The 23976-nt window shown below is 73.4% G+C and carries 21 protein-coding genes and 1 riboswitch; of the genes, 7 read left to right on the forward strand and 14 right to left on the reverse strand.

Annotated features, from left to right (window positions below):
• The first annotated feature begins 132 nt into the window (after positions 1-132).
• Positions 133-2169 (forward strand): DHA2 family efflux MFS transporter permease subunit, encoded by a 2037-nt coding sequence (locus ACGF5O_RS00890; RefSeq protein ID WP_393807788.1) that lies wholly within the window; start codon positions 133-135, stop codon positions 2167-2169.
• A 39-nt stretch (positions 2170-2208) separates the two neighbouring features.
• On the opposite strand, the gene ACGF5O_RS00895 is transcribed toward ACGF5O_RS00890, so the two are convergent.
• Positions 2209-2643, reverse strand: a complete 435-nt coding sequence (locus tag ACGF5O_RS00895; protein WP_393807789.1) for a DUF1992 domain-containing protein — start codon at positions 2641-2643, stop codon at positions 2209-2211.
• Positions 2644-2745: 102 nt separating this feature from the next.
• On the opposite strand from ACGF5O_RS00895, the gene ACGF5O_RS00900 reads away from it, so the two are divergent.
• Positions 2746-3135 carry a hypothetical protein gene (locus tag ACGF5O_RS00900; protein ID WP_393807790.1) on the forward strand — a complete coding sequence of 130 codons (390 nt, stop codon included), beginning with the start codon at positions 2746-2748 and terminating at the stop codon, positions 3133-3135.
• 12 nt (positions 3136-3147) lie between these two features.
• Here ACGF5O_RS00900 and ACGF5O_RS00905 read toward each other — a convergent pair whose 3' ends face one another.
• From ACGF5O_RS00905 to ACGF5O_RS00915, 3 genes are all read right to left on the reverse strand, one after another.
• Positions 3148-3819: an O-methyltransferase gene (locus ACGF5O_RS00905; protein ID WP_393807791.1), complete on the reverse strand. Its 672-nt coding sequence runs from the start codon at positions 3817-3819 to the stop codon at positions 3148-3150.
• Positions 3820-3930: 111 nt separating this feature from the next.
• Positions 3931-5106 carry a DUF2330 domain-containing protein gene (locus tag ACGF5O_RS00910; RefSeq protein ID WP_393807792.1) on the reverse strand — a complete coding sequence of 392 codons (1176 nt, stop codon included), beginning with the start codon at positions 5104-5106 and terminating at the stop codon, positions 3931-3933.
• 200 nt (positions 5107-5306) lie between these two features.
• On the reverse strand, positions 5307-6689 hold the full coding sequence (locus ACGF5O_RS00915) for an MFS transporter (protein ID WP_393807793.1): 1383 nt from the start codon (positions 6687-6689) through the stop codon (positions 5307-5309).
• Between the two features lie 382 nt (positions 6690-7071).
• Here ACGF5O_RS00915 and ACGF5O_RS00920 point away from each other — a divergent pair, with 382 nt between their 5' ends.
• Entirely contained in the window at positions 7072-9108 is a 2037-nt protein-coding gene (locus ACGF5O_RS00920; protein ID WP_393807794.1) for a bifunctional glycosyltransferase 87/phosphatase PAP2 family protein, read from the forward strand.
• Between the two features lie 135 nt (positions 9109-9243).
• Here ACGF5O_RS00920 and ACGF5O_RS00925 read toward each other — a convergent pair whose 3' ends face one another.
• Positions 9244-10413 carry a steroid 3-ketoacyl-CoA thiolase gene (locus tag ACGF5O_RS00925; RefSeq protein WP_393807795.1) on the reverse strand — a complete coding sequence of 390 codons (1170 nt, stop codon included), beginning with the start codon at positions 10411-10413 and terminating at the stop codon, positions 9244-9246.
• Positions 10414-10700: 287 nt separating this feature from the next.
• On the opposite strand from ACGF5O_RS00925, the gene ACGF5O_RS00930 reads away from it, so the two are divergent.
• The gene (locus ACGF5O_RS00930) at positions 10701-11936 is read left to right on the forward strand and encodes a cytochrome P450 (protein WP_393807796.1); all 1236 of its coding nucleotides are present in this window, start codon (positions 10701-10703) and stop codon (positions 11934-11936) included.
• Positions 11937-12213: 277 nt separating this feature from the next.
• On the opposite strand, the gene ACGF5O_RS00935 is transcribed toward ACGF5O_RS00930, so the two are convergent.
• The 6 genes from ACGF5O_RS00935 to ACGF5O_RS00960 form a co-directional block, all read right to left on the reverse strand.
• On the reverse strand, positions 12214-12627 hold the full coding sequence (locus ACGF5O_RS00935; RefSeq protein ID WP_393807797.1) for a transglycosylase SLT domain-containing protein: 414 nt from the start codon (positions 12625-12627) through the stop codon (positions 12214-12216).
• Positions 12628-12965: 338 nt separating this feature from the next.
• Positions 12966-13775: an ECF transporter S component gene (locus ACGF5O_RS00940; RefSeq protein ID WP_393807798.1), complete on the reverse strand. Its 810-nt coding sequence runs from the start codon at positions 13773-13775 to the stop codon at positions 12966-12968.
• Positions 13772-15445 carry an ABC transporter ATP-binding protein gene (locus ACGF5O_RS00945; RefSeq protein ID WP_393807799.1) on the reverse strand — a complete coding sequence of 558 codons (1674 nt, stop codon included), beginning with the start codon at positions 15443-15445 and terminating at the stop codon, positions 13772-13774. The genes ACGF5O_RS00940 and ACGF5O_RS00945 overlap by 4 nt, the downstream gene beginning before the upstream one ends.
• On the reverse strand, positions 15442-16515 hold the full coding sequence (locus ACGF5O_RS00950) for an energy-coupling factor transporter transmembrane component T (protein ID WP_393808384.1): 1074 nt from the start codon (positions 16513-16515) through the stop codon (positions 15442-15444). The genes ACGF5O_RS00945 and ACGF5O_RS00950 overlap by 4 nt, the downstream gene beginning before the upstream one ends.
• A 343-nt stretch (positions 16516-16858) precedes the next feature.
• Entirely contained in the window at positions 16859-17485 is a 627-nt protein-coding gene (locus ACGF5O_RS00955) for an SCO2322 family protein (protein WP_393807800.1), read from the reverse strand.
• A complete protein-coding gene (locus ACGF5O_RS00960) occupies positions 17482-18711 on the reverse strand; it encodes a prenyltransferase/squalene oxidase repeat-containing protein (protein WP_393807801.1) in 1230 nt (409 codons plus the stop codon). Before ACGF5O_RS00960 ends, ACGF5O_RS00955 begins: the two co-directional genes overlap by 4 nt.
• Positions 18712-18820: 109 nt before the next feature.
• Positions 18821-18951: riboswitch (cobalamin riboswitch) on the reverse strand.
• Positions 18952-19005: 54 nt separating this feature from the next.
• Here ACGF5O_RS00960 and ACGF5O_RS00965 point away from each other — a divergent pair.
• Positions 19006-19671, forward strand: coding sequence for a phosphotransferase (locus tag ACGF5O_RS00965; protein WP_393807802.1), 666 nt, complete (start codon positions 19006-19008; stop codon positions 19669-19671).
• Here the strand turns inward: ACGF5O_RS00965 and ACGF5O_RS00970 are convergent.
• A complete protein-coding gene (locus tag ACGF5O_RS00970) occupies positions 19668-20042 on the reverse strand; it encodes an antibiotic biosynthesis monooxygenase family protein (protein WP_393807803.1) in 375 nt (124 codons plus the stop codon). The two genes, ACGF5O_RS00965 and ACGF5O_RS00970, sit on opposite strands and share 4 nt — an antisense overlap.
• Before the next feature lie 87 nt (positions 20043-20129).
• Positions 20130-21200 (reverse strand): hypothetical protein, encoded by a 1071-nt coding sequence (locus tag ACGF5O_RS00975; RefSeq protein ID WP_393807804.1) that lies wholly within the window; start codon positions 21198-21200, stop codon positions 20130-20132.
• Between the two features lie 265 nt (positions 21201-21465).
• Between ACGF5O_RS00975 and ACGF5O_RS00980 the strand changes: the two genes are divergently transcribed.
• Positions 21466-22047, forward strand: a complete 582-nt coding sequence (locus tag ACGF5O_RS00980) for a helix-turn-helix domain-containing protein (protein ID WP_393807805.1) — start codon at positions 21466-21468, stop codon at positions 22045-22047.
• Positions 22048-22076: 29 nt separating this feature from the next.
• On the opposite strand, the gene ACGF5O_RS00985 is transcribed toward ACGF5O_RS00980, so the two are convergent.
• Positions 22077-23147 carry an MBL fold metallo-hydrolase gene (locus ACGF5O_RS00985; RefSeq protein ID WP_393807806.1) on the reverse strand — a complete coding sequence of 357 codons (1071 nt, stop codon included), beginning with the start codon at positions 23145-23147 and terminating at the stop codon, positions 22077-22079.
• A 171-nt stretch (positions 23148-23318) separates the two neighbouring features.
• Between ACGF5O_RS00985 and ACGF5O_RS00990 the strand changes: the two genes are divergently transcribed.
• The gene (locus ACGF5O_RS00990) at positions 23319-23858 is read left to right on the forward strand and encodes a GNAT family N-acetyltransferase (RefSeq protein ID WP_393807807.1); all 540 of its coding nucleotides are present in this window, start codon (positions 23319-23321) and stop codon (positions 23856-23858) included.
• Positions 23859-23976: the final 118 nt, after the last annotated feature.

The raw sequence follows: 23976 nt of genomic DNA on the forward strand, positions 1-23976 counted from the left end.
CAGATTATGCGGAGCACCCACACGTACGTTCGCCCGAACCCCTTGTCTCAGGGGCACCCAAAAGGACTCGACGGGCCATACCGGGTGACACCGTCCACGATGGAAGATGGCCGAGAGCCCCGGGAGGTCTCCATGGCCCTGGAAACGACGCGCACCCCGGCGAAGGACGCGGAGCGGGTACCCGGCAATGTGCTGGTCCCGATCGGCGCGCTGCTGCTCGGGCTGCTGCTGGCCGCGCTGGACCAGACGATCGTGTCGACGGCGCTGCCGACGATCGTCAGCGACCTCGGGGGGCTCGAACACCTGTCGTGGGTGGTCACCGCCTACCTGCTGGCCTCCACCGCCGCCACCCCGCTGTGGGGCAAGCTCGGCGACCAGTACGGGCGCAAGCGGCTCTTCCAGCTCGCCATCGTGATCTTCCTCGTCGGGTCGGCGCTGTGCGGGATGGCCCAGAACATGGGGGAGCTGATCGGCTTCCGTGCCCTGCAGGGGCTGGGCGGCGGCGGGCTGATGGTGCTGTCGATGGCGATCGTGGGCGACATCGTGCCGCCGCGCGAACGGGGGCGCTACCAGGGGCTGTTCGGCGCCGTCTTCGGCGCGACCAGCGTGCTCGGGCCGCTGCTCGGCGGGGTGCTCACCGAGCAGCTGAGCTGGCGCTGGGTGTTCTACGTCAACCTGCCCGTGGGCGTCGTCGCGCTCGCGGTGATCGCCGCCGCGCTGCACATCCCGCGCCGGACCGCCCACCACGTCATCGACTACCTCGGCACCTTCCTGATCGCCGCCGTCGCCACCTGCCTGGTGCTGGTGGCCTCGCTGGGCGGGACGACGTGGGCGTGGGGGTCGGCGCGGATCATCGGGCTCGTGGTGGTCGGGGTGGTGCTCGCCGTCGCCTTCGTCGCCGTCGAGCGGCGGGCCGCCGAACCCGTACTTCCGCTCCAGCTCTTCGGCATCCGCACCTTCACCCTCGCGGCCTTGATCAGCTTCATCGTCGGGTTCGCGATGTTCGGCGCGATGACCTATCTGCCGACGTTCCTCCAGGTCGTGCAGGGCATCTCGCCGACCCTGTCGGGCGTGCACATGCTGCCGATGGTGATCGGCCTGCTGCTGTCGTCCACGCTCTCCGGGCAGATCGTCAGCCGCACCGGGCGCTGGAAGGTGTTCCCGGTCGCCGGCACCGGTGTGACCACCATCGGGCTGCTGCTCCTGCACCGGCTCGACGAGCACAGCTCGACCGCCCAGATGAGCGCCTACTTCTTCGTCTTCGGCCTGGGCCTCGGGCTGGTCATGCAGGTGCTGGTGCTGATAGTCCAGAACTCCGTCTCGTACGAGGACCTCGGCGTCGCCACCTCCGGCGCGACGTTCTTCCGCTCCATCGGGGCCTCCTTCGGCGTCGCCGTCTTCGGTTCCGTCTTCGCGGGCCGGCTCGCCGACAAGCTCGCCGACGCCTTCCGGGGCGTCCACCTCCCGCCGGGCGTCTCCCCGTCCGGCCTCAAGGCCGACCCGCGCGGGATCGCCGCCCTGCCGCCCGCGCTGCGCCCGGCGGCCCTGCACGCGTACGCGTCCTCGATCACCGACGTCTTCCTGTACGCCGCCCCGGTCGCCCTGCTCGGCTTCGTCCTCGCCTGGTTCCTCAAGGAGGACCCGCTGCGCGGCTCGGTCACCGCGCCGGACGCCTCCGAGACCATCCCGCCCAACCCGGTCCAGCGGTCGTCGTACGACGAGTGCTCCCGGGCGCTCTCCCTGCTCGGCACCCGGGAGGGCCGCCGGGAGGTCTACCGGAAGATCAACGCGCGGGCCGGGTACGACGGCCTGCTGCCCGCCACCGGCTGGCTGCTGCTGCGGATCCGGAAGTACGGCTCGGTGGAGCCGGGGCGGCTCGCCGAGCGCGGCCCCGTCCCGATGAACGTCGTCCTGGCCGGCGCCCGCCAACTGGAGGAGCGGCACCTCGCCGACCGCCTGGGCCTCGACCTGACCCTCACCGAACAGGGCCGCGAGGTCGCCGACCGCCTCGCCAAGGCCCGCGAGGACTCCCTCGCCGACCTCCTCGGCGACTGGTGGACCCCGGACCGCCCCACCGACCTCGACCGCCTGGTACGGGAACTGACCGACGAACTCTGCGGCACAGAACGCGAACAGCCGCAGAACCCGACGGCGGGGACGGTCAGTTGAGAAGTTCCCGGGAAGCAGGCCACCCGGGGCCCGTGGTTGCTAGGCCGGCGACTCCGGCTCCGTTGTGTCCGTCGGCTCCCGGCGCTCACGCCACTCGCGTACGACCTCCTCGATGTCGTACGGCTTCCTGCCCAGCGGGGGGCCGGGGGGCGGTTTGAACATCATGTCGCGGATCTTGGCGTTGATGTCGGTGATGATCCTGCGGACGATCCGTTCCGAGGGTGCGGCGTAGGCCGCCGCCAGTGCGTCCTCGGCCTCCTTGCGGAGGGCGAGTGTCGGTGGCAGGACCGACAGGCCCTCGCGGGCCATCTTCCTTTTGATCCACCACAGTTCGTCGTATGGCGCCTCCAGGGCGGCCGGCAACGGCTCGCCCGTGCCCGGCAGTCCGTCGAACTCGCCGCGCCGCTGGGCGTCTTGGATCTGCTTGTCGACCCAGGACTCGAACGGCACCCCGGGTGGCTTTCGCTCGGTCATGACTTCATTGTGCCGGACGTGGCGCGGCCGGGCGTTTTATCATGCGCCGGAGATCCACGATGGATCACGAAGGCTTCAGGAATCGCGCAGGGGGAAACGCACGTGCTCGAACTCACCATGGCCGCCGTGTCCGGAGAAGCGGGCGAGACGGCCGGCATGCTCATGGCCGACGCGCCCAGCGAGCCGGGTGCCGTGCTGCGGGTGGGCCGCGACGCCGCCGCCTGCCGGCTCGCGACGCCCGACGACTGGCTGTTCGTCTCCCGGGTGCACCTGGAGTTCCTGTGCGGGCCCGAGGGCGGCTGGCAGGTCAGCTGGCTGCGCGGCTCCCAGGCCGAACCCTCCTCCGAGGTGCTGCTGACCGTCGGCGAGTACGCCCAGGCCATCGCGTACGGCGGCACGGTCGCGCTGCCCCGGGGCGGCTCCGGCGAGATCGTCATCCGGGACCGCACCGCCCCGCGCAGCGTCAACGTGGGCTTCTACCTGGAGGGTTGAGCAACAGCAGGGTCAGTCGAGGACGCGCGCCAGCGCGAAGCCGTCGTAGCCCTTGCTGCCGACCGTCTGGATCGCCGTGCCGGTCAGCCTCGGGTGCGCCGCGATCAGCTCGATCGCGGCGCGGGTGCCGACCACGTCCGGCTCGGCGCTCTCGGCGTCGACCACCCGGCCGCCCCGCACCACGTTGTCGACGATGATCAGGCTGCCGGTGCGGGTGAGCCGCAGCGCCCACTCCACGTAGTGCGGGTTGTTGGCCTTGTCGGCGTCGATGAAGACCAGGTCGAAGGGGGCCGGGTTCTCGTCGGCGAGCTTGGGCAGCGACTCCAGGGCGGGCCCGACCCGCACCTCGACGACCTTCTCCAGGCCCGCGCGGGCGATGTTGCGGACCGCGACCTCGGCGTGCCGGGCGCTGTACTCCAGCGAGATCAGCCTGCCGTCGGCGGGCAGGGCGCGGGCCAGCCAGATCGTGCTGTAGCCGCCGAGGGTGCCGATCTCCAGGATGTGCCGGGCGTCCTGGATCTGGGCGAGGAGCTGGAGCAGTTTGCCCTGGCTGGCGGTGACGTTGGCGTGCGGGAGCTCGTTCGCCTCGCTCTCCCGCAGGGTCGCCTGGAGCGACTCGTCGTCCGGTGACAGGTGGCTGGTGAAGTAGAAGTCGACGTCGTCCCAGAGCTGAGAGCCGCTCATGCGTCCGCTGCCTTTCGCCTATGCAGATGGCTGTCCAGTGACAGCTACCTGGATAGCACTACTGAGGCGGCGGACGCGCCGGTGATCCACCGCCCCGGTGCCGTACGGAACTCAGCCGATCGGCGCAGGGGGCGTCGGAGGTGTCGGAGGCGTCGGCGGTGTCGGAGGTGTCGGCGGCTGTGCCGGAGGGGGCGGCGGGGCCGGGCGGCGGGAGCGCCGTACGGCCGCCAGCGAGGTGGCGGTGACGACCAGCAGCAGCGCGGCGCCGACCGTCAGCAGCCACGCCGGGATCCCGGCCACCTCGCGCAGCCGGTCCTCGTAGACGACCTGCTGGAACGGGGTGTCCGAGGCCGCCCGCCGCAGCACGTGGTCGGCGGAGATCCGGGACGGGTACGGGAACTCCTGGCCGATCGCCGTCAGGTACGGGGTGCCGGCGGCCAGCTCGCCCAGCTCGCCCGCCGGGCGGCTGAGCCGGCCCGCGTAGACGACCCGCGGGCGTTCGCCGCCGATCGCCGAGCGCGGCTCCATGCGGTGCGCGGCCAGCACGTACAGGCCGAGCGACTGCGGGGTGGCCGCGAGCCTGGACAGCCGCATCGGGTAGACCGGGCGGTCGCTGGCGAAGGCGAGGTGGAGCGGGTCGAGGGCGCCGTGCAGCGCGGTGCCCGCGGTCTCGGGGGCGAGCCTGACCGCGACGTACTCCCAGTGGTCGGCGACGTAGGGCTGGAGCGCGGTGTTCAGGCGGGGCGGGAAGGGGAAGCCGTGGCTGCGCAGCCAGCCGTCCAGGGCGCCGGAGTCGGTGGCGGTCAGCTGGGCCACGTCGAACGGGCCGAGCCGCTGGCGGTCGACCACGCCGACGCGGGGCGCGCCGGTGGCGGCGCCGGGCGGGGCGGGGGAGGTGGCGCTGCCGGTGGTGAGGGGCCAGTCGCCGTCCTCGGGCCAGAAGTGGTGGCGGGCGCGGTGCACCGGGGCGGTGAGGGTGTGCAGCTGGTCGAAGAGGGCCGGGTCGGCGAGGGCGACGGTGGCGCGGTGCGGGACGGGCATGATCCAGGCGGCGCGGTCGGCGTCGCCGTCGACCGTCAGGCGCATCACGATCTGTTCGCGGGTGCCGTCCCAGCGCAGTACGGACTCCTCGCGGCCGACGGTGACCTGCTGGGCGGCGTCGGGGACGAGGGCGCCGCAGGCGCAGGCGAAGGCGGGGGCGGCGAGCCAGCCGAGCTGGATGCCGGTGAGGACGAGGAGGACCGCGAGGAGTCGTGTGCGTCGGCGGGGTCGCCGCTGGCCGATCATGAACCGATGCCCTCCGCGCTGCCGTCGATCAGGACTACAGACGGTATAGCGGAGGGCGTCGTTCCTGGGGCCGTTCCGGACAGCCACCGTCTGTCTACCGACGGTACGGGGCGATGGGGCCGATCGTTCGAACGTGCAGGTGAGTGGGGGATTTGCGCAGTTCCCCGCGTCCCTGAAGGGGCGTTCCTTCAGGGGCGCTTCTATCGGGGTGCCTCTATCGAAGGGGCCGAGCCCGGCAGGGGCTTGCCCGCTGTTTCTGTCATGCGCCAGGCGGCGAAGCCGCCCACTACTGCGGCGGCCATCATGTAGTAGGCGGGCATCATCATGTTGCCCGTGGCTCCGATCAGGGCGGTCACCACCAGCGGCGTCGTGCCGCCGAAGAGGGAGACCGAGATGTTGAAGCCGATGGAGAGGGAGCCGTAGCGGACGCGGGTGGGGAAGAGGGCCGGGAGTGCGGCCGGCATCGCCGCCGTGAAGCAGACCAGGAGGAGGCCCAGGGCGCCCATGCCGAGGGCGACCGCGAGCAGGCTGCCCTGGCGGATCAGGAGGAGGGCGGGGACGGAGAGGAACAGGAAGCCCGCGCAGCCCGCCGCGATCACCGGGCGGCGGCCGACGCGGTCGGTCAGGGCTCCGGCGAACGGCTGGACGATCATCATCAGCGTCATCACGCCCAGGACGACCAGCAGGCCGTGCGTCTCGTCGTACTTCAGCTCACTGGTGAGGTAGCTGGGCATGTACGACAGCAGCATGTAGTCGGTGACGTTGAAGACCAGCACCAGGGCCATGCACAGGAGCAGGGCCGGCCACTGGCTGGTGATCATCTCGCGCAGCGGGACCTTCGGCCGGGCCGACTCCGCCTTCTCGACCTCCGCCGCGAACGCCGGGGTCTCCTCCAGGCGCATCCGCAGGTAGAGGCCGATGATGCCCATCGGGCCCGCGATCAGGAACGGGATGCGCCAGCCCCAGGAGGTGAGGTCGTCGGAGGAGAGCAGTGCCGTCATCAGGGTGACCAGGCCGGCGCCGCCGATGTACCCCGCCAGCGTGCCGAACTCCAGCCAGCTGCCGAAGAAGCCGCGCTTCTTGTCCGGCGCGTACTCGGCGATGAAGGTGGACGCGCCCGCGTACTCGCCGCCGGTGGAGAAGCCCTGGACCAGGCGGGCGGCGAGGAGCAGGAGCGGGGCGCCGACGCCGATGCTCGCGTAGGAGGGGATCAGGCCGATCGCGAAGGTGCCCGCCGCCATCATGATCATGGTGAGGGCCAGGACCTTCTGGCGGCCCACGCGGTCGCCGAGCGGGCCGAAGACCATGCCGCCGAGCGGGCGGACCAGGAAGGCCGCGGCGAAGGCGCCGAACGTGGACAGCAGCTGGGCGGTCGGGTTGCCGGACGGGAAGAAGACCTTGCCCAGCGTCACCGCGATGTAGCTGTAGACGCCGAAGTCGAACCACTCCATGGCGTTGCCGAGCGCCGCCGCCTTCACGGCGCGCTTCACCAGCGCGGGGTCGGTGACGGTCGGGGCGGGCGCGGCGGCCGTACGGGGGCCGGGGCGCTGGACGGACGGGGTGACTGCTGCGGCGGTCGCCAAAACGGGGCTCGCCTGCCTTTCGTGGGGGACGGGGGCGCGGCCCGTACGGCGGCGGACGGGACGAAAAGCGACGATAGGAGCACTTGGGGGCGTTACGTCGCGTACGCGCTTACATGCACAGTGCAGCTAAATGCGCTGTACGCAGGGACGTCTGCCCGCTCCCACGGAGGTATGCGCGTTGCGCACTGTGATCCTTGTCGCGCCCAGTGATGTCCACCGCACCCCCTGAGCACGGTCGTCTTCCGGACAAAAGGCGGACGGACGTCAGGTGAAGTGGGGGTTGCCTGCGTCTCTGTCCAGAGGTGATGGGAGCCTCGTAGGGTTCTCGGAGCGATCGAGCGGACCAGCGGGTGTGCGTAACGGGGCGGGAGGCCGGCGAGGCGTGGCGAACGTGGAACACAGCGGGCGGGCAGGGGACGGTTTCGGCGGGGCGGCGGCCGGGGTGCGGTTGCGGATGGTCCGGCTCGCCCTGTGGGCGGTGGCCGCGATCCTCGTCGTACGGCAGCTGGCCGTCGTCCTCTCCACCCCGAGCGGGGAACGGCTGACGGACCTGGAGACCTGGGTCGGCCCGGACGGCGTGCTGCACGTCAAGGGCTCCCTGTACGACTCGACGCAGTTCACCGGCACCCCCTTCGGCGGGCTGGTGCTCAAGCCGCTCACCAGAGCCGCCGAGCAGGCCCTCGGCTGGGGCTGGACCTTCGGCACGCTGCTGCTGGTGGTCGCCCTCGGCCTGGTCGCCGCCCGCGCGCTGCCCCAGCCGGTGAGCCGGCGCACCGCCCTGCTGGCCGCACCGGTCGCGATCAGCCTGCTGCTGCTCTCGCTGCCGGTCCGCAACACCCTCTGGCTCGGCCAGACCAGCATCATCCCGGTCCTGCTCGTCCTGCTCGGCTGCTTCGCCGCCCGCGGACAGCGCGACAGCGGAGTGTGCGTCGGCCTCGCCGCCGCCCTCCAGCCGGCCCTGCTGCTCTTCGTCCCGCTGCTGTGGTTCACCGGCCGCCGCCGGGCCGCCGTCGCCTCCGGCGCGACCTTCGCCGTGTGCACGGTGCTCGCCTGGGCGGCGCTGCCGCACGACTCCTACACCTACTGGATCCACCACATCGCCGGCACCGGCCTCGGCGGCGAGGCGGACGCGCTCGCCAACCAGTCGCTGCACGGCGCCCTGCTGCGGTTCGGACTGAGCGGCCCGCTGGAGATCGTGCTGTTCCTCGCGCTCGGCGCCACCGTGGCCGTCGTCGCGCTGCGCCGCGCGGTGCGCTACGCCCGGGACGGGCAGCTGCTGCTCGCGGTCGCGATCACCGGCTGCGCGGTGATCGCGGTGTCGCCGACGGCCTGGCAGCACCAGCTGCTGTGGGTGCTGCTCGCGGTGGTCGGCCGGGCCGGGCGGCGTGCCGCCGACCGGACCGTGTGGCCGGTCGTCGTCGTCCTGGCGATGACGCTGCCCGCCAAGGCGATGCTGCCGAACCAGTCGCTCTTCATACCGGTGCGCGACAACACGATCCTGCTCGCCGCCTTGGCCGCGGCCACGGTCGTGCCCTTCCTCTCCCGGACCGCCCCGGAGTTCGCCCGCCCGGTCCCGACGGACTACGCCGAGCCGGTCCCGGCCCGCTTCCGGCACGTCCCGCTGGCGCCCTCGCTGCGCCGGGTGCTGACCCGCCCCAACCTCTTCCTCGAACTGGTCGCGATGCGGCTGGTCTACTTCGCCTACCAGCAGATACGGCTCGCCGCCGCCGGGGACGGCAACGGCACCTCGGGGCGGGCCCGCGCCGAGCACCACGGGCGCCAGATCTACGACATCGAGCGGTTCTTGCACCTCGACATCGAGCACTGGGCCAACCACACCGTGTACGGCATCGGCTGGCTGCGGCATTTCCTCGACTTCTACTACGAGTCCTTCCACTTCGTCGTCCCGCTGACCGTCCTCGCCGTCCTCTACGTCCGGCGCCCGGTCGACTACCGCTGGGCCCGCACCGCGCTCGGCTTCGCCACCGGGTTCGCCCTGATCGGCTTCTGGCTCTACCCGCTGGCCCCGCCCCGCCTGATGCCGGGCCTCGGCATCATCGACACCGTGCACGGGCCGCAGGACTTCGCCAAGCCGGACTACGGCACCCTCACCCAGCTGACCAACCAGTACGCGGCGATGCCCTCGCTGCACTTCGGCTGGTCGCTGTGGTGCGGGATCGTCATCGCCGTCGTCGCCCCCAGGTGGTGGCTGAAGGCGTTCGGCCTGATCCATCCCCTCCTCACCGTCACCGCCATCATCGGCACCGGCAACCACTGGGTGCTGGACGCGGTGGGCGGCGCGGCGGTGGTCGGCGCGGGCTTCGGGGTGGGGTACCTGTTGCAGGGGCCGCGGGCCCTGCGGGGGGCGGGGGCCGAGAAAAGGGACCGGGAGCCGGTGATGGCGTCGACTCCCGGGTGACGCCTGTCGACGGGCCGCGGTGTCGTCGTCGTTCGGCCGCGGCGCCGTCGTGGCTGGTCGCGCAGTTCCTCCCCCGGCCTTCGGCCGGGGGCACCCCCAGCGCCCCTTCGGGGGCGCTGATCCGCAGGGCGCTTCTCAGAGCCGTTGGATGATCGTCCCGGTCGCAAGACCCCCGCCCGCGCACATCGTGATGAGCGCGAACTCCTTGTCCGTGCGCTCCAGTTCGTGCAGGGCGGTGGTGATGAGGCGGGCGCCGGTGGCGCCCACCGGGTGGCCGAGGGCGATGGCGCCGCCGTTGACGTTGACCTTGTCCAGGTTCTGCTCGAAGACCCGGGCCCAGCTCAGCACCACCGACGCGAACGCCTCGTTGATCTCGACCAGGTCGATGTCCCGCAGGGTCATGCCGGCCTTGCCGAGCACCGCGCGGGTCGCGTCGATCGGCCCGTCGAGGTGGAAGTGCGGGTCGGCGCCGACCAGCGCCTGGGCGACGATCCGGGCCCGGGGACGGAGCTTGAGCGCACGCGCCATCCGCTTCGACGCCCACATGATGGCGGCGGCGCCGTCGGAGATCTGGGAGGAGTTGCCCGCCGTGTGCACGGCCGTCGGCATCACCGGCTTCAGGCCCGCCAGCGCCTCCGCCGACGTGTCCCGCAGCCCCTCGTCCCGGTCGACGAGGCGCCACATGCCCTGCCCCGCGTGCTGCTCCTCCTCCGTCGTCGGCACCTGGACGGCGAAGGTCTCGCGCTTGAAGCGTTCCTCGGCCCAGGCGTGCGCCGCCCGCTCCTGCGAGAGCACTCCGAGCGCGTCGACGTCCTCCCTGGTCAGGTCCCGGTTGCGGGCGATGCGTTCGGCGGCCTCGAACTGGTTGGGCAGGTCGACGTTCCACTCGTCGGGGAACGGCTTGCCCGGCCCGTGCTTGGAGCCGGAGCCCAGCGGCACCCGCGACATCGCCTCGACCCCGCAGCTGATCCCGACGTCGATGACCCCGGCGGCGATCATGTTGGCGGTCATGTGCGAGGCCTGCTGCGAGGAGCCGCACTGGCAGTCGACGGTGGTGGCCGCGGTCTCGTACGGCAGCCCCATGGTCAGCCAGGCGGTACGCGCGGGGTTCATGGACTGCTCGCCGGCGTGGGTCACCGTGCCGCCGACGATCTGCTCGACCGCGTCGGCGGGGATGCCGGTGCGGCCGAGGAGTTCACGGTAGGTCTCGCCCAGGAGGTAGGCGGGATGCAGGTTGGCGAGCGCGCCGCCGCGCTTGCCGATGGGGGTGCGTACGGCTTCGACGATCACGGGTTCCGCGGCCATGGGGGCTCGGTCCTCTCCTCGGTCACCCGCGCGGCGCAGGGGCGTCCCGGCCCGGCCCGCCACGCAGAACTAGAACGCGTACTAGTTCTGGGTGCAGTCTGCTGACAGGCCGTCCACAACCGCAAGAGGGGTGCATGCAATTGGGGCGACCGTGCCCCTTGCTAGTTGTAGAACCCGTTATTACCTTCACGGCAACCGGCATTTCTGATGGTCCGTCAGAACGGCTGTCGGAACGGCCGCCGGAACGCCGACACGTCCAGGTCCGTACACGGTGGGAGTGAGTCGCCATGCCCTGTCCCGCGCTGCCCGACGGGTTCGACCTCACCGACCCCGATCTGCTCCATCACCGGGTGCCGCTCCCGGAGTTCGCCGAACTGCGCCGCGCCGAACCGGTCCGCTGGATCGAACAGCCGCACGGCCTCGCCGGGTTCGCGGACGACGGCTACTGGGCCGTCACCCGGCACGCGGACGTCAAGTACGTCTCCACGCATCCCGAGCTCTTCTCCTCCTGGCTCAACACGGCGATCATCCGCTTCGGCGAGCACATGCAGCGGGACGCGATCGACGCCCAGCGGCTGATCCTGCTGAACATGGACCCGCCCGAGCACACCCGGGTCCGCCAGATCATCCAGCGCGGCTTCACCCCGCGCTCCATCCGCGCCCTGGAGGAACGGCTGCGGTCCAGGGCCGGGGCGATCGTCGAGGCGGCCCGCGCCCACTCGGGACCCTTCGACTTCGTCACCGAGGTCGCCTGCGAGCTCCCCCTCCAGGCGATCGCCGAACTGATCGGCATCCCGCAGGACGACCGGGCCAAGATCTTCGACTGGTCCAACAAGATGATCTCGTACGACGACCCGGAGTACGCGATCACCGAGGAGGTGGGCGCCGAGTCCGCCACCGAGCTGATCGCCTACGCGATGAACATGGCCGCCGACCGCAAGCAGTGCCCGGCCAAGGACATCGTCTCCACGCTGGTCGCCGCCGAGGACGAGGGCAACCTGGGCTCCGACGAGTTCGGCTTCTTCGTGCTGATGCTCTCGGTGGCCGGCAACGAGACCACCCGCAACGCCATCACCCACGGCATGCACGCGTTCCTGACCCACCCCGACGCCTGGGACCTCTACAAGCGCGAGCGCCCGGCGACCGCCGCCGAGGAGATCGTCCGCTGGGCGACCCCGGTCAACTCCTTCCAGCGGACCGCCACCCAGGACACCGAGCTGGGCGGCAAGCTGATCCGCAAGGGCGACCGGGTCGGCGTCTTCTACGCCTCCGCCAACCACGACCCCGAGGTCTTCGCCGACCCCGACTCCTTCGACATCACCCGCGACCCCAACCCCCACCTCGGCTTCGGCGGCGGCGGCCCGCACTACTGCCTCGGGAAGTCCCTCGCCGTCCTGGAGATCGACCTGATCTTCAACGCGATCGCCGACGCCATGCCGGACCTCCGGCTGGTCGGCGACCCGGACCGGCTCCGCTCGGCGTGGATCAACGGCGTGAAGCACCTCCGGGTCACCACGGCGTAGACCGCCCTCGTCACCCCCTCCGGACCCGGGCCGACGGCTCCCGGCGCCGCCGGCCCGTCCCGAGGGAGGCAGGAGCACCCCCTCCCTACGCCCCGTTCCTGCCTCCCCCGAGACACCGGTCACCGCCCCCTTCGGCGGTGTCCGGGCATACGTCGGCACCCTCGCCCCGGGAGGAGGGGCGAGGGTGCCGGTGTTCAGGGGCGCGCGGTGCCGGGGATCAGCGGCGGGGGCGCGGCTCGGCCGCGATCGACCGCGGGGTGCGCGCGGTTCGGCCGGCTCAGTACCAGCCGTTGGCCTGCCAGAAGCTCCAGGCGGCGGTCGGGCTGCCGTAGCGGGAGTTCATGTAGTCCAGACCCCACTTGATCTGGGTGGCGGGGTTGCTCTTCCAGTCGGAGCCGGCAGACGCCATCTTCGAGCCGGGCAGGGCCTGGACCAGGCCGTAGGCGCCGGAGGAGGAGTTGGTGGCGGAGGGGTTCCAGCCGCTCTCGTGCGAGACGATCTTGCTGAAGGCGTTGAACTGCGCGGCGTCCGGAATCATCTTGTGCGCGATCGCCTGAGCGGAGGAGGCCGACGTGGTGGCGGCCTGGGCGGGCGCCGCGGTCAGGGCCATGCCGGCGGCGGCAGCGGCCACGGCGGCGGTGGTGAGGGCCTTCTTCGGGGAAGCGATGCGGCGGATGAAGGACACGGACACGGAGAACCTCGTTCGTCGGGGACAGGGAGTCGCCGTGTGCTCCGGAACCACCCCTGGGGGCTGTCCGTGTGCGTCGGCGCCGCGGCCCGCTGGGGGCTCGTGGTGCCTGGCGACGTCGTCCAGACAAGCAGGCCGGAAAGCCGTCCGCAATCACCCCTTTTACTAGTGGTGGTCGCATAGGCGGGTTTGGTCCGCCGTGTGGCGTGGCTCTCAAACCGCAGGTCAACCGGGGTGGCAAAGCGGGCATAACGGAAAAGTCTGACTACTGTTCCGGATCGTAGGTGACGTGCGTCATGTGGGGTGCTTCACCGGTCGCGTCACCGGGCGCGTACGACGCCTCACGTCCCGGGACCGTCGAATGTGACCGCGGTCTCGAAGGCGGCCCGCCGGGTGGCCCGGCGCAGCGCCCGCAGCAGCGCCGGACCGAGGAGGAGGGTGAGGACGACCGTGCACAGGGCCCGGCCCAGGTTCCAGCCCATGGCGGTGGCCAGGCTGTAGGCGAGGAAGCGGGCCAGGTTGGCGGCGGGCCCGGCGTGCGGGTCGAAGGCGAGGTTCGAGGCGTTGCCGGCCAGCAGCGGCCACCCGGCCAGGTCGACGACCAGGCCGTAGCCGAACGCGGCGACGAAGCCGTACCCCGCCAGCAGCACCAGCTCACCACGGCCGCGCAGGCGCCCGGCGCCCGGCAGCAGCCCGGCCCCCATCGTGAACCAGCCCATCGCCAGCATCTGGAACGGCAGCCACGGCCCGACCCCGCCGGTGAGCAGCGCCGACGCGAACATGGTGAGCGAGCCGAGGGCGAACCCGAAACCCGGCCCGAGCACCCGCCCGCTCAGCACCATCAGGAAGAACATCGGCTCGATCCCGGCGGTCCCGGCACCGACCGGCCGCAGCGCGGCCCCGGTCGCGGCCAGCACGCCCAGCATGGCCACCGCCTTCGGGCCCAGCCCCGACTCCGAGATCGTCGCCGCGAGCACGGCGACCAGCAGCACCAGCAGGCCCGCGAAGAGCCACGGCGCGTCCTCGGCGTGCGAGGCGATCCGGGAGGACGGCGGGGCGAGGAACGGCCAGCCGACGGCGACCACCCCGACCGCGCTGACGAGGAGGAGCGCGGCGAGGGAACGGGGGCCGAGCCGCACCGGGCCGGTCATGCCAGGGCCTCGCGGACCTGGCCCACGGTGAGCCACCGCTGCGGGGCGAGGATCTTCGTCACCTGCGGCGCGAAGGACGGCGAGGAGACCACGATGTCGTCGGTCGGCCCGTCCGCGATGACCTCGCCCTCCGCGAGCAGCACCACCCGGTGCGCGAGCTCCGCGGCCAGCTCCACGTCGTGCGTGGCCAGCACGACCGCGTGCCCGTCGGCGGCGAGCCCGCGCACCACGTTCACCAGCCGGGCCTTCGCCGCGTAGTCCAGGCCCCGGGTCGGCTCGTCGAGCAGGAGCAGCGGCGGCCGGGCGGTGAGCACGACGGCGAGCGCGAGGGCGAGCCGCTGCCCCTCGGAGAGGTCGCGCGGGTGCGTGTCGTCGGCGACCCCGGGCAGCAGACCCGACACCAGCCGCCGGCAGGTCCCCGCCGCCGCCCCCGCGTCCCGGTCGGCTGCCGCGCACTCGGCGCCGACCGTGTCGGCGTACAGCAGGTCACGGGGTTCCTGCGGGACAAGACCGACCAGCCGTACGAGGTCGCGCGGGCGCGTACGGTGCGGCACCGCGCCGCCGACCCGCACCGCGCCGGAGCCCGGCTCGACGAGCCCGACCAGGGCGCCCAGCAACGTGGACTTCCCGGCGCCGTTGCGCCCCATGAGCGCGACGGTCTCCCCGGCGGCGACGGTGAGTTCGACGCCCCGCAGCGCGTCGACCCGGCCCCGGCGGACACCGAGCGAGCGGACCTCGGCGAGGGGAGCGCCGGCGGCTGCCCCGGGACCGGCCGAGGGGCCGGGTGCAGGGCGGGCCGCGGGGTCGCTCGCAGGGCCGCTCGCGGGTCGCTGCTCCGGGACCCGCCCGGCGGCGAGGCGTTCCCGCAGCCCGTCCGCCGCCACCCGGCGCCGGGCGTCCCGCACGGTCATCGGCAGCGGCGACCACCCGGCCAGCCGCCCCAGCTCCACCACCGGCGGGCACACCGGCGACACGGCCATCACCTCGGCGGGCGTCCCGCACACCGGCGCGGCGCCGTCCCCCGGCAGCAGCACGACCCGGTCGGCGTACTGCACGACCCGCTCCAGCCGGTGCTCGGCCATCAGCACCGTCGTCCCCAGGTCGTGCACCAGCCGCTGGAGCACGGCCAGCACCTCCTCGGCGGCGGCCGGATCGAGGGCGGAGGTCGGCTCGTCGAGCACCAGGACCGCGGGATGAGGGGTGAGCACCGACCCGATCGCGACCCGCTGCCGCTGTCCGCCCGAGAGCGTGGCGATGGCCCGGTCCCGCAGCTCGGCGAGCCCCAGCAGATCGAGGGTCTCCTCCACCCGGCGCCGCATCACGGCCGGGGCGATCCCCAACGACTCCATCCCGTAGGCGAGTTCGTCCTCCACCGTGTCGGTCACGAAGTGGGCGAGCGGATCCTGCCCCACCGTGCCCACCACGTCGGCGAGTTCACGCGGCCGGTGGGTACGGGTGTCCCGGCCGGCGACCGTCACCCGCCCGCGCAGGGTGCCGCCGGTGAAGTGCGGCACCAGCCCGCTCACGGAGTTCAGCACCGTCGACTTCCCGGTCCCGGACGGGCCCACCAGCAGGACGAGTTCACCCTCCGGCACCTCGAAGTCGACGCCCTGGACGGCGGGCCGGGCCGCGCCCTCGTACGTCACCGAGACGTTCTCGAAGCGGATCACGACGGCTCCTTCGGCGCGACGAGGGCGGGCAGCAGACCGAGCAGCACGGCGGCCCCGGGCCACAGCGGAAGGGTGGGGGCGACCAGCGGTACGACCCCTGGTTGCAGGGCCGCCGGGTCGCGGACGGACGCCAGGGTGAGCAGGGCGGCGACGGCGGCGCCCGCGCCGGACACCAGCCAGGCGCGCGCGTCCCACGGGTCGGGCCGGTACCGGGTGCGCGGCGAACGCCGGCCGCCGAGCCGCAGCCCCGCCAGCGCGGCGGCCACCCCGGCCAGCAGGACGGGCAGCCCGTAGCCGCCCCCCTCGGTGCTGAGCAGCCCGTACAGCCCCGCGCAGACGCCGAGCAGACCGCCGAGGGTGAGCCCGGCCGTCGTACGGCGCACCCGGTCCGGGACGTCGGCGCTGCGGCCGTACCCGCGCGCGTCCATCGCGGCGGCGAGAGCGACCGAACGCTCCAGCGCGCCCTCCAGCACCGGGAGCCCCACCTGCATCAGACCGCGCACACCGGAGTCCGGTCGGCCGCGCAACCGCCGGGCGGCCCGCAGCCGCTGCACGTCGGCGACCAGGTGCGGCGCGAAGGTGAGCGCGACGACGACGGCCACGCCGAGCTCGTACAGGGCGCCGGGCAGGGACTTGAGCAGCCGGGCCGGGCTCGCGAGTGCGTTCGCGGCACCGACGCAGATGAGGAGCGTGGCGATCCGGAGCCCGTCGTACAGGGCGAAGACGAGTGCCTCGGCGGTGACCCGGCCACCGAGGCGGATGCCCTGGGCCCAGTGCGGCAGCGGGACTTCGGGGAGGGTGACGAGGGTGTGCGCACCGGGGACGGGGGACCCGAGAAGCACGGTGAACGCGAGGCGCAGCAGCAGAACGGCGAGGCCGAGCCTGACGAACGCGGCGTACGAACGCGACCAGGGCGCGGTCCGGCTGCGGCACACGGCCACGACGTACCCGGTGACCGCGACGAGCAGGCCCAGCATCAGCGGATTGGTGGTCCGCGACGCGGCGACCCCCAGCGACAGCGACCAGAGCCACCAGGCACCGGGGTGCACGGCGCGGGAGCGCGGGGGCAGGACAGCTCGCCCGCGCCTGCAGAGTACCGCCTGCGCCCACCCTCCCCCACTCTCGGCTTCGCTTGAGCGGGGGGACCCCCATCGCCCCGGCGGCACGACCGCCCGCAGCCTGAGCAGGTGACCGCAACGCCCCGCAAGGGGCGCGGGGAACCGCGCACCCAGCCCCCACCGGCCCGCGGCGGTGCGACTGCCCGCGGCTGGGACGCGCCCCTTCAGAGGCGCGGGGAACTGCGCGAGCAACCCCCACCGGCCCGCGGCGGTGCGACTGTCCGTGGCTGGGGCGTGCCCCTTCAGGGGCGCGGGGAACTGCGCGAGGAGCCGCCACTCGCCCGCACTGTGGTGGTCACGCATGTCTGCGCCGCCGGGTCTGCCAGACGGCGCCCGCGGCCACCAGGACGACCACCCCCGCGCCGGCCGCCAGGTCGAGGGACGGGCCGCCGGTCGACGGGGAACTCCCGGCCCCCGCCGCGACCTTCTCCCCGCACCCGCGTGCCGGATACCCCCCGATCGCACACAACAACGCGTTCGTGTCGTACCGCAGCGGCTTCGCCACCGTCGCCAGCGCCTCCGCCGTCGTCGCGTCCTCGGACACCACCGCGCACGCCGTCCGCCGCGCGGGCGGCCGTTCACCCGAGGGCGCGTCCGCCGTCGTGCCGAAGTCGACGACCAGGCCCACCCGTTTGCGGCCCCCGGCGGCGGGCGTGTCCGCGCAGATCGTCGCGAAGTCCGCCGTGCCGCGCGGGCGCGACGCGTCCGCGGAGTCCTCGCTCACCGCGAAGCGGAAGCCCTCGACCGAACCGTCGGCGGGCCGCGCGGTCGACGGCCCCTGCGTCGCGTACGTCCAGCGCGCGCCGTCTCGCTCCCAGAAGGACCAGTACCGGTAGCCGGTGGCCACCGCAGGCCCGGCGGCCGTCGCGCACAGCGTCAGCGCGGCCAGGAGCAGCGGCACCGCACGGCGGACCGCGGTCACGGCTGCTGCTGCTTGCGACGGCCGCTGAACAGGAAGCCGATGCCGATCCCGGCGACGAGCCCGGTGCCGACGATCCACCACACGCTGTTGCCCGACTTCTTCGCCTGGCTGTGCTTCTCGGCCTGCTTCTCGGCGGCGGCCCGCGGTGCCGGTCCCGTCGCGTTCAGCGCCGTCACCAGGTTCGTGCCGCCGAAGTCGCGCGGGTCCGCGCCCATCGCGTGTGCGGCGAGGATCAGTTCGGCGTAGGCCGCGGGCCCGCTCTGCTCCGCCCACGGCACGGCGTGCGCCGCCAGCCAGGCGTACGGCTTCCGGGCCTGCTCGGTCCAGCCCTGCGCGGCGAGGGCGACGACCGCGTCGGCGGTGTTGCCGTAGTCCGGCTGCGGCGTGGCGCCGGGGAGCGCGGAGACGAGGTGGCCGGCCTTGGCCATGGCGTCCGCCAGGTACGCGGCGCCGTTGCGGGCCACGTCCTCCCGGGTGAGGGCCTTGCCGGAACCGGCTCCGGCGCAGGCGGGGGCCTTCGCCGGGGTCTTCCCGGCCGTCGTCACGAAGCCCTTGCCGAGGGCTCCGAGCACCCCGGCCGCGGTCGCGTCCGCGTTGGCGGCCAGCTTCCCCTGCTTGTCCGGCTGGTAGGCGAGGGCACCGCCGCCGTCCTGGCCGCACGGGAGGGACCACTTGGCGAGGAGGTCGTACGGCGACCTGTCCGCGCTCTCGCCGGTCGCCGCGAGCGCGCCGACGACCACGCCGGTGGAGTTGGTGTCGCTGGGCGAGCCCGGGGTGTAGCCCCAGCCGCTGTCCTTGTTCTGCTGGGCCTTCAGCCAGGTCACGGCCCTGTCCGCGGCGGCGTCGTGCCCGCCGGCCGCCTTCAGCGCCTGTACGGCGGCGGCCGTGCTGTTCGTGTCGACGGCCACCTTGGCGTCACAGGCCGCCGTCGGCTCGGCGCGGAACGCGGCGAACGCGCCGTTCGCGCACTGCTGCCCGGCCAGCCAGTCCACCGCCTTCACGGCCGGGGTCACCCCCACCGCGCGCTGGGCCAGCAGGGCGAGGGACTGGCGCCAGACGCCGTCGAACTTCGGGTCCGAGCTGCCGTACAGCCCCGACGGGAGCACCGCCGACGCGGACGGCGACGGGGAGGTGGTGCCGGCGGCCAGTGCGGTCGTCGCGGGTGTGGCGGTACCGATGACGGCGGTGGCGGCCAGCACCCCGGCGGTGCGGCGGAGGACGGTCATGGTCGGCGGGTGCCTCTCCCTGCGGGGGAGCCGGGCAGCACGGGACACCCCGGCGGCTCGGCTCCGTAAACCTCGACGGTGCCGTGCGACGACGGGTGCCGGCGCACATGAGCCGATCAACGTCCCGGGCGCGGCGGTCCGGCTTGCCGCACGAGTGCGGCTCACGGTTGCGGGTCAGCGCCGGAATTGCACCGGCTTCCCCCCGTACGGGTGATGACGACCCGGCTACCTTACCGGCCGCCGACGGGAAGCTGAGAGGGGGCTGTGCGGAGACCGTCTCGTTATGGTCATGCCATGACGGGGAGACTGCTCGGTTCGGGGCGTTCGGCCGACGTGTACGAGCTCGACGAGGCATGGGTGCTGCGCCGGGACCGGGACGGCCGGGGGGACGCGGTCGCCGAGGGCGCGGTGATGACGTACGTACGGGAGCACGGGTACCCGGCGCCCCGGGTGCGGCCGACCGGGTCCCGTACCGAACTGGTCATGGAGCGGCTGTCCGGGCCGACCATGCTGGCGGCGCTGCTGGCGGGGGAGACGGGCCCGGCGGAGGGCGGTGCGCTGCTCGCCTCGCTGCTGCGGCGGCTGCACGCCCTGCCAGGCCGGGACCCGGACGCACCCGGCGCCCGGGTCCTCCACCTCGACCTGCATCCGGACAACGTGATACTCACCGCCGACGGCCCCCGGGTCATCGACTGGACCAACGCCGAGGACGGGCCGCCCGGACTCGACTGGGGCATGTCCGCGGTGATCCTCGCCCAGGTAACCCTGGGCGCGTACCCGTTGGCCCACGGCCTGCTGACCGCCCTGCTCGCCGACCCGGGCGGTCCGGCCGGGGCGGGCCTGACCGAGGAGGGGCTGGCGGAGGCCCTGCGCCGGCGGGCGGCCGATCCGGCGATGAGCCGGGCGGAGGTCGAAGTGCTCGGGGAGGCGGGGCGGTTGATACGGGCGGTCGCCTTCTAGCGCGCCGCGTCCGCGGACGACCCCCGCGTGAAACCGTGGCTCCGCTCCACCTTCGCCACGTGCAGGGTGTAGCTCTCGTACCACTCGGCCCGCCCGCGCTTCTGTGCCTCGCGGTGCTCGGCATCGGTCCGCCACTGCGCGAGCGCGTCGGCGTCGCGGAAGTACCCGACGGTGATGCCCAGCCCGCCGGGGGTCTGCGCGTAGTCCATCCCCAGGTACCCGGGGACGTCCTTCACCAGGTCCTCCATGCGGGCGTTGGTCTCCGCGTAGCCGCTCTGGTCCGCGGTGCGCACCGTGCTGAAGACGGCCACGTAGTAAGGGGGTTCAAAGGCCTCGACGGGCGCGACAGGCGCTTCCTGGTGATTGCTCATGGCGGCACCGTAGGGCGGGACGCGCCCGGCGATCCAGCGCCTTTCCCGAACGGGAGGACCACGGGATCGAACTCTTGACCAAAACCCCTAGGCCGCGTTCGCCGCGTTCGCGAGCGGGGCGATGCCCGCCGACAGGTGGCGGGCCATCCGGCGCAGCGCGTCGTCGCAGTCGGCCGGGGTCTCGCCGACCGCCACCCACAGGGCCAGCCGGTCGGCGGCGGTGGCGTGCGGGCCGGCGGTGACGTGGCTGCCGGTGTGCCGGGTGAGGAGCATCCGGTCGGCGCCGGGTTCGCGGGCCGCGTCGGGGGAGAGGTCCAGGTGGTCGAGGCGGCCGGTGGCGGCGGGGTAGGCGAACTGGACCGCGGCCGTCCGCTGCCGGGTGGGCGTCGTGTCGGCGGCCTCGCCGGTGGCCAGGGCGGCGGCGGCCCGGGCGAGGTCGACGCCGGTGGCCCGCCTGACGAGGAGCGGGATCAGGTCGCCCGGGAGATGCGGGGCGACGTCGGTGACCCGGGGGCCGCGGTCGGTGAGGGCGAGGCCGATGTGCAGGACACCCCGGTCGACGCCGAGGGCGCGCACGGTGCGGTCGACGGCCAGGCGCAGGAAGCGGTTGTGCAGCAGGCCGTCGTGGGCGTGCACGGTGTGCCGCAGCGGCTGCCGGGCGGGCGCCGGACCCAGGGTCGTACGGGTGATGGCGGCGATCCGGATCTCGCCGTCCAGGACGACCGTCTCGGCCGAGACACGGGGCGGGACGCCGGGCGCGCGGGGTGCGCCGGGGTCGGCGGGGTCGCCGACGGGAACGGCACGGCCGGCCAGCAGCGCACGCAGGGCGGGCGGGTCGGTACAGGCTGCGACCACGGCGAGGGAGGGGCCGGGCAGCCCCAACTGCCCGGCGATCCTCGCGGCGGCGACCGCGTACTCGCCCGAGTAGGTCAGCACGCCGCGGACCCGGTGCCGGGCCGCGAACCGAACCACCGCCGACGCCGTGGCGCCGCCTTTGCCGGGGTCCGCCGCGAGGTGACCGGCCAGGCACGGCTGTGCCCAGGCGGGCGGCGCGGCGTCCACCAGCAGTACCGGGCGGGCCGAGGCGATGCGCGTCAGCACGCCCTCGTCGTACGCGCGCCGGCGGCCGGCGCCGAGGAGCAGGACGGGCTGCGGCATCGGTTCGCCTCACCTTCTGGGAGGAGGCGGGGCGGCTGGTCGCCCTGGACGCCGCTCCCCCATAGGCGGCAGCCGGGGCGGGTCGGTTCGACCGTGGCCTGGTGATGTGATCCTTTCCTGTCGATCCGTCACATGTCAACGATTACTGCCCTCTTGTGCAGTGGTCCTTGTCATGTCTGGTGGGCGGGACCGGTGATTCGATAGCCTCGCGTCTGCCGGCCCCGTTCGGCCGGCCGACCGACCACGCGCGTCCAGGGGGACCTTGGTGAGCGACGCCCACGCCCCGTTGACCGGCGTACTGGAACGGCTCGGGGAGCTGACCGGTCGGCCCGGACGGCTCTGTGAGGTGCTGGACGTGGCCGACCTGTCGTACCGCACCGGCATCCCGGTCGGGGTGGTCGCCGAACTCCTCGCGGGCGGTCCCGCACCCGAGGCGGGGCTCGCCGAACGGGTCCGGCAGCGACTGGACTTCATCCGCGAGCACCGGCGCCGCCCCGACGGCAAGCGGTACTCGCTGGGCGAGCTCGCGACGATCGCCGGCACCAGCAGGCAGTGGCTGAGCGAGTGGCGCAAGAGCGGGCTGCCGAGCCTCGAACACACCGACCGGCTGCGGCGGTTCTTCGGCCTCCCGCCCGGCTTCTTCACCGCCGACGAGCCGGAGGCGCTGTACGAGGCGCTCCAGCCGGTGCTCCAGTGCCTTCAGGCCCAGGCCGACCCGCTCTCCCGCCTCCGGGAGAGCGGCCTGGTCCGGCTGGCGGCCCGCGCCCCCCAGATGAACCCCCGCCAGCTGACCACCCTCGCCGACCTGGCGGAGATGCTCATCGCCGCGGAGGGCGCGGTCAACTGACCGAACGGGCCGCGCCGTTCGCCACCCCGTCACACCGCCACGTAGGTCACCGGCTCGCTCCCCGCCACCGCCTCCGCCCGCCCCAGCTTCACCAGCCGGCGCAGATGGGCCTCGGCCTCCGAGACGGCGATGTTCCGGGAGCCGTAGGGGATCTGCTCCCACGGCCGGTTCCACTCCATCCGCACGGCCAACTGCCAGGGTGTGAGCGGCTGTCGGAGGAGGGAGAGCAGGCCGGCCAGGCGTTCCTCGTGGTGGGCCAGCAGTTCCCGTACCCGTGCCGGTGCGTCGGTGAAGGCGTACTGGTGGGCCGGGAGGACCTCGGCGGGGGCGAGGCGGCCGACGCGTTCCAGGGAGTCGAGGTAGTCGCCGAGGGGATCGGTGACGGTCGCGTCGTCGGGGTCCTCGTAGAGGCCGATGTGCGGGGTGATCTCGGGGAGCAGGTGGTCGCCGGAGAACAGGCGCCCGTGGCCCGGGAGTTGGGCGGGGTGCGCCTCCTCCAGGTGCAGGCAGACATGGCCGGGCGTGTGCCCCGGCGTCCAGAGGGCGCGCAGCCGGCGGCCGGGCAGGCCGAGGAGTTCGCCGGGGAGGATCTCGCGGTCGGGGAGGGCGGGTGCCAGGCCGGGCGGGGTGTTCCGGTGGCGGGGCCCGTCGCGCAGCGGCGCCACGTGCTCCTCCGGTGCCCCGGCGGCCGTCAGCTTCGCCGCCATGTACGTGAACCACCGCTCGGGCCGGGTCTCCCGGGCCCGCCGCACGATCGCCGCGTCGGCCGCGTGCATCGCGATCCAGGCCCCGGATGCCTCGCGCACCTTCCCCGACAGCCCGTGATGGTCGGGATGGTGGTGCGTGATGACGACCCCGTGCACCTCGCCGACGCCCGTCCCGCACGCCGCCAGCCCCGCGACCAGCACGTCCCACGAGCCGGGGTCGTCCCAGCCGGTGTCGACCAGTACCGGCCCCCGGTCGGTGTCCACCAGGTACACCAGCGTGTAGCCGAGCGGATTGTCCGGAATGGGGACGGCGACGGACCGCACACCCCCACCTAGATCCCGCACCGTCACCTCGGGCCCTGCTTCCGCCGACCCGTCCAGACCGTCCGTCATCAGCCTTCCTCCGCCCCCGCCGGTACCGCCGGCCCCACGGCCACTGACCACCCACCACTATAACCAGAGCTGATGATCTGTCAGATGGTTGCCTGAGGGTAGTACGGTCGGCGGCCGGGGCGCCCGCATATTGGTTTGCCGCCGACCGGACCGGCCGGATAGGAAGCTCGCATGCTGAGAGGTGAGACGGTCGGGCTCAGGGCCCGGCACGAAGAGGACATCCCGGTCCTGCGGGCCGAGCTCTACAACGACGTGGTCAACTCCTCGCGGGCCGACAGCCGGCCGTGGCGGCCGGTGTCGCCCACCGCGGAGGACCCGCGGTTCACGGTGGACCACCAGGACGACGAGACAGTCAGGTTCTCCGTGGTGGAGCTGGCGGGCGGCACGCTGCTCGGCGGCGCGACCCTGTGGGGCGTCGACAGCCACAACCGCGGCGCCCACATCGGGCTCAACCTGCTGCCGTCCGCCCGCGGCAAGGGCTACGGCACCGACGTGGTCGCGGTGCTCTGCCGCTACGGCTTCGTCGTGCGCGGCCTGCGCCGGCTGCAGATCGAGACGCTGGCGGACAACGCCGCGATGCTGCGCGCCGCCGAGCGCAACGGCTTCGTCCGCGAGGGCGTGCTGCGCTCCTCGGCCTGGGTGCTGGGCGAGTTCGTGGACGAGGTGCTGCTCGGGCTGCTCGTCGAGGAGTGGCAACCGACCTCGAAATGACTGGGTCCCGGTCCCTGCCCGCGTCCGGGGCTGGACCTCGGGCGCGTGTTCGGCGGTGCGGGACAGGCGGGCGCGATATTCCGTGCCGCCGTCCCGGACCAGTGACACAGTGCCGGGC

It is taken from the genome of Streptomyces sp. NPDC048291 (genome assembly GCF_043201715.1).
Lineage (GTDB): Bacteria > Actinomycetota > Actinomycetes > Streptomycetales > Streptomycetaceae > Streptomyces.

Excerpts from the sequence above, each read along its gene's own strand:
- ACGF5O_RS00890 (WP_393807788.1), top strand. The coding sequence starts at position 133 with ATGGCCCTGGAAACGACGCGCACCCCGGCGAAGGACGCGGAGCGGGTA.
- ACGF5O_RS00895 (WP_393807789.1), bottom strand. The coding sequence starts at position 2,643 with ATGACCGAGCGAAAGCCACCCGGGGTGCCGTTCGAGTCCTGGGTCGAC.
- ACGF5O_RS00905 (WP_393807791.1), bottom strand. The coding sequence starts at position 3,819 with ATGAGCGGCTCTCAGCTCTGGGACGACGTCGACTTCTACTTCACCAGC.
- ACGF5O_RS00910 (WP_393807792.1), bottom strand. The coding sequence starts at position 5,106 with ATGATCGGCCAGCGGCGACCCCGCCGACGCACACGACTCCTCGCGGTC.
- ACGF5O_RS00925 (WP_393807795.1), bottom strand. The coding sequence starts at position 10,413 with ATGGCCGCGGAACCCGTGATCGTCGAAGCCGTACGCACCCCCATCGGC.
- ACGF5O_RS00930 (WP_393807796.1), top strand. The coding sequence starts at position 10,701 with ATGCCCTGTCCCGCGCTGCCCGACGGGTTCGACCTCACCGACCCCGAT.
- ACGF5O_RS00940 (WP_393807798.1), bottom strand. The coding sequence starts at position 13,775 with ATGACCGGCCCGGTGCGGCTCGGCCCCCGTTCCCTCGCCGCGCTCCTC.
- ACGF5O_RS00960 (WP_393807801.1), bottom strand. The coding sequence starts at position 18,711 with ATGACCGTCCTCCGCCGCACCGCCGGGGTGCTGGCCGCCACCGCCGTC.
- ACGF5O_RS00965 (WP_393807802.1), top strand. The coding sequence starts at position 19,006 with ATGACGGGGAGACTGCTCGGTTCGGGGCGTTCGGCCGACGTGTACGAG.
- ACGF5O_RS00970 (WP_393807803.1), bottom strand. The coding sequence starts at position 20,042 with ATGAGCAATCACCAGGAAGCGCCTGTCGCGCCCGTCGAGGCCTTTGAA.
- ACGF5O_RS00975 (WP_393807804.1), bottom strand. The coding sequence starts at position 21,200 with ATGCCGCAGCCCGTCCTGCTCCTCGGCGCCGGCCGCCGGCGCGCGTAC.
- ACGF5O_RS00985 (WP_393807806.1), bottom strand. The coding sequence starts at position 23,147 with ATGACGGACGGTCTGGACGGGTCGGCGGAAGCAGGGCCCGAGGTGACG.
- ACGF5O_RS00990 (WP_393807807.1), top strand. The coding sequence starts at position 23,319 with ATGCTGAGAGGTGAGACGGTCGGGCTCAGGGCCCGGCACGAAGAGGAC.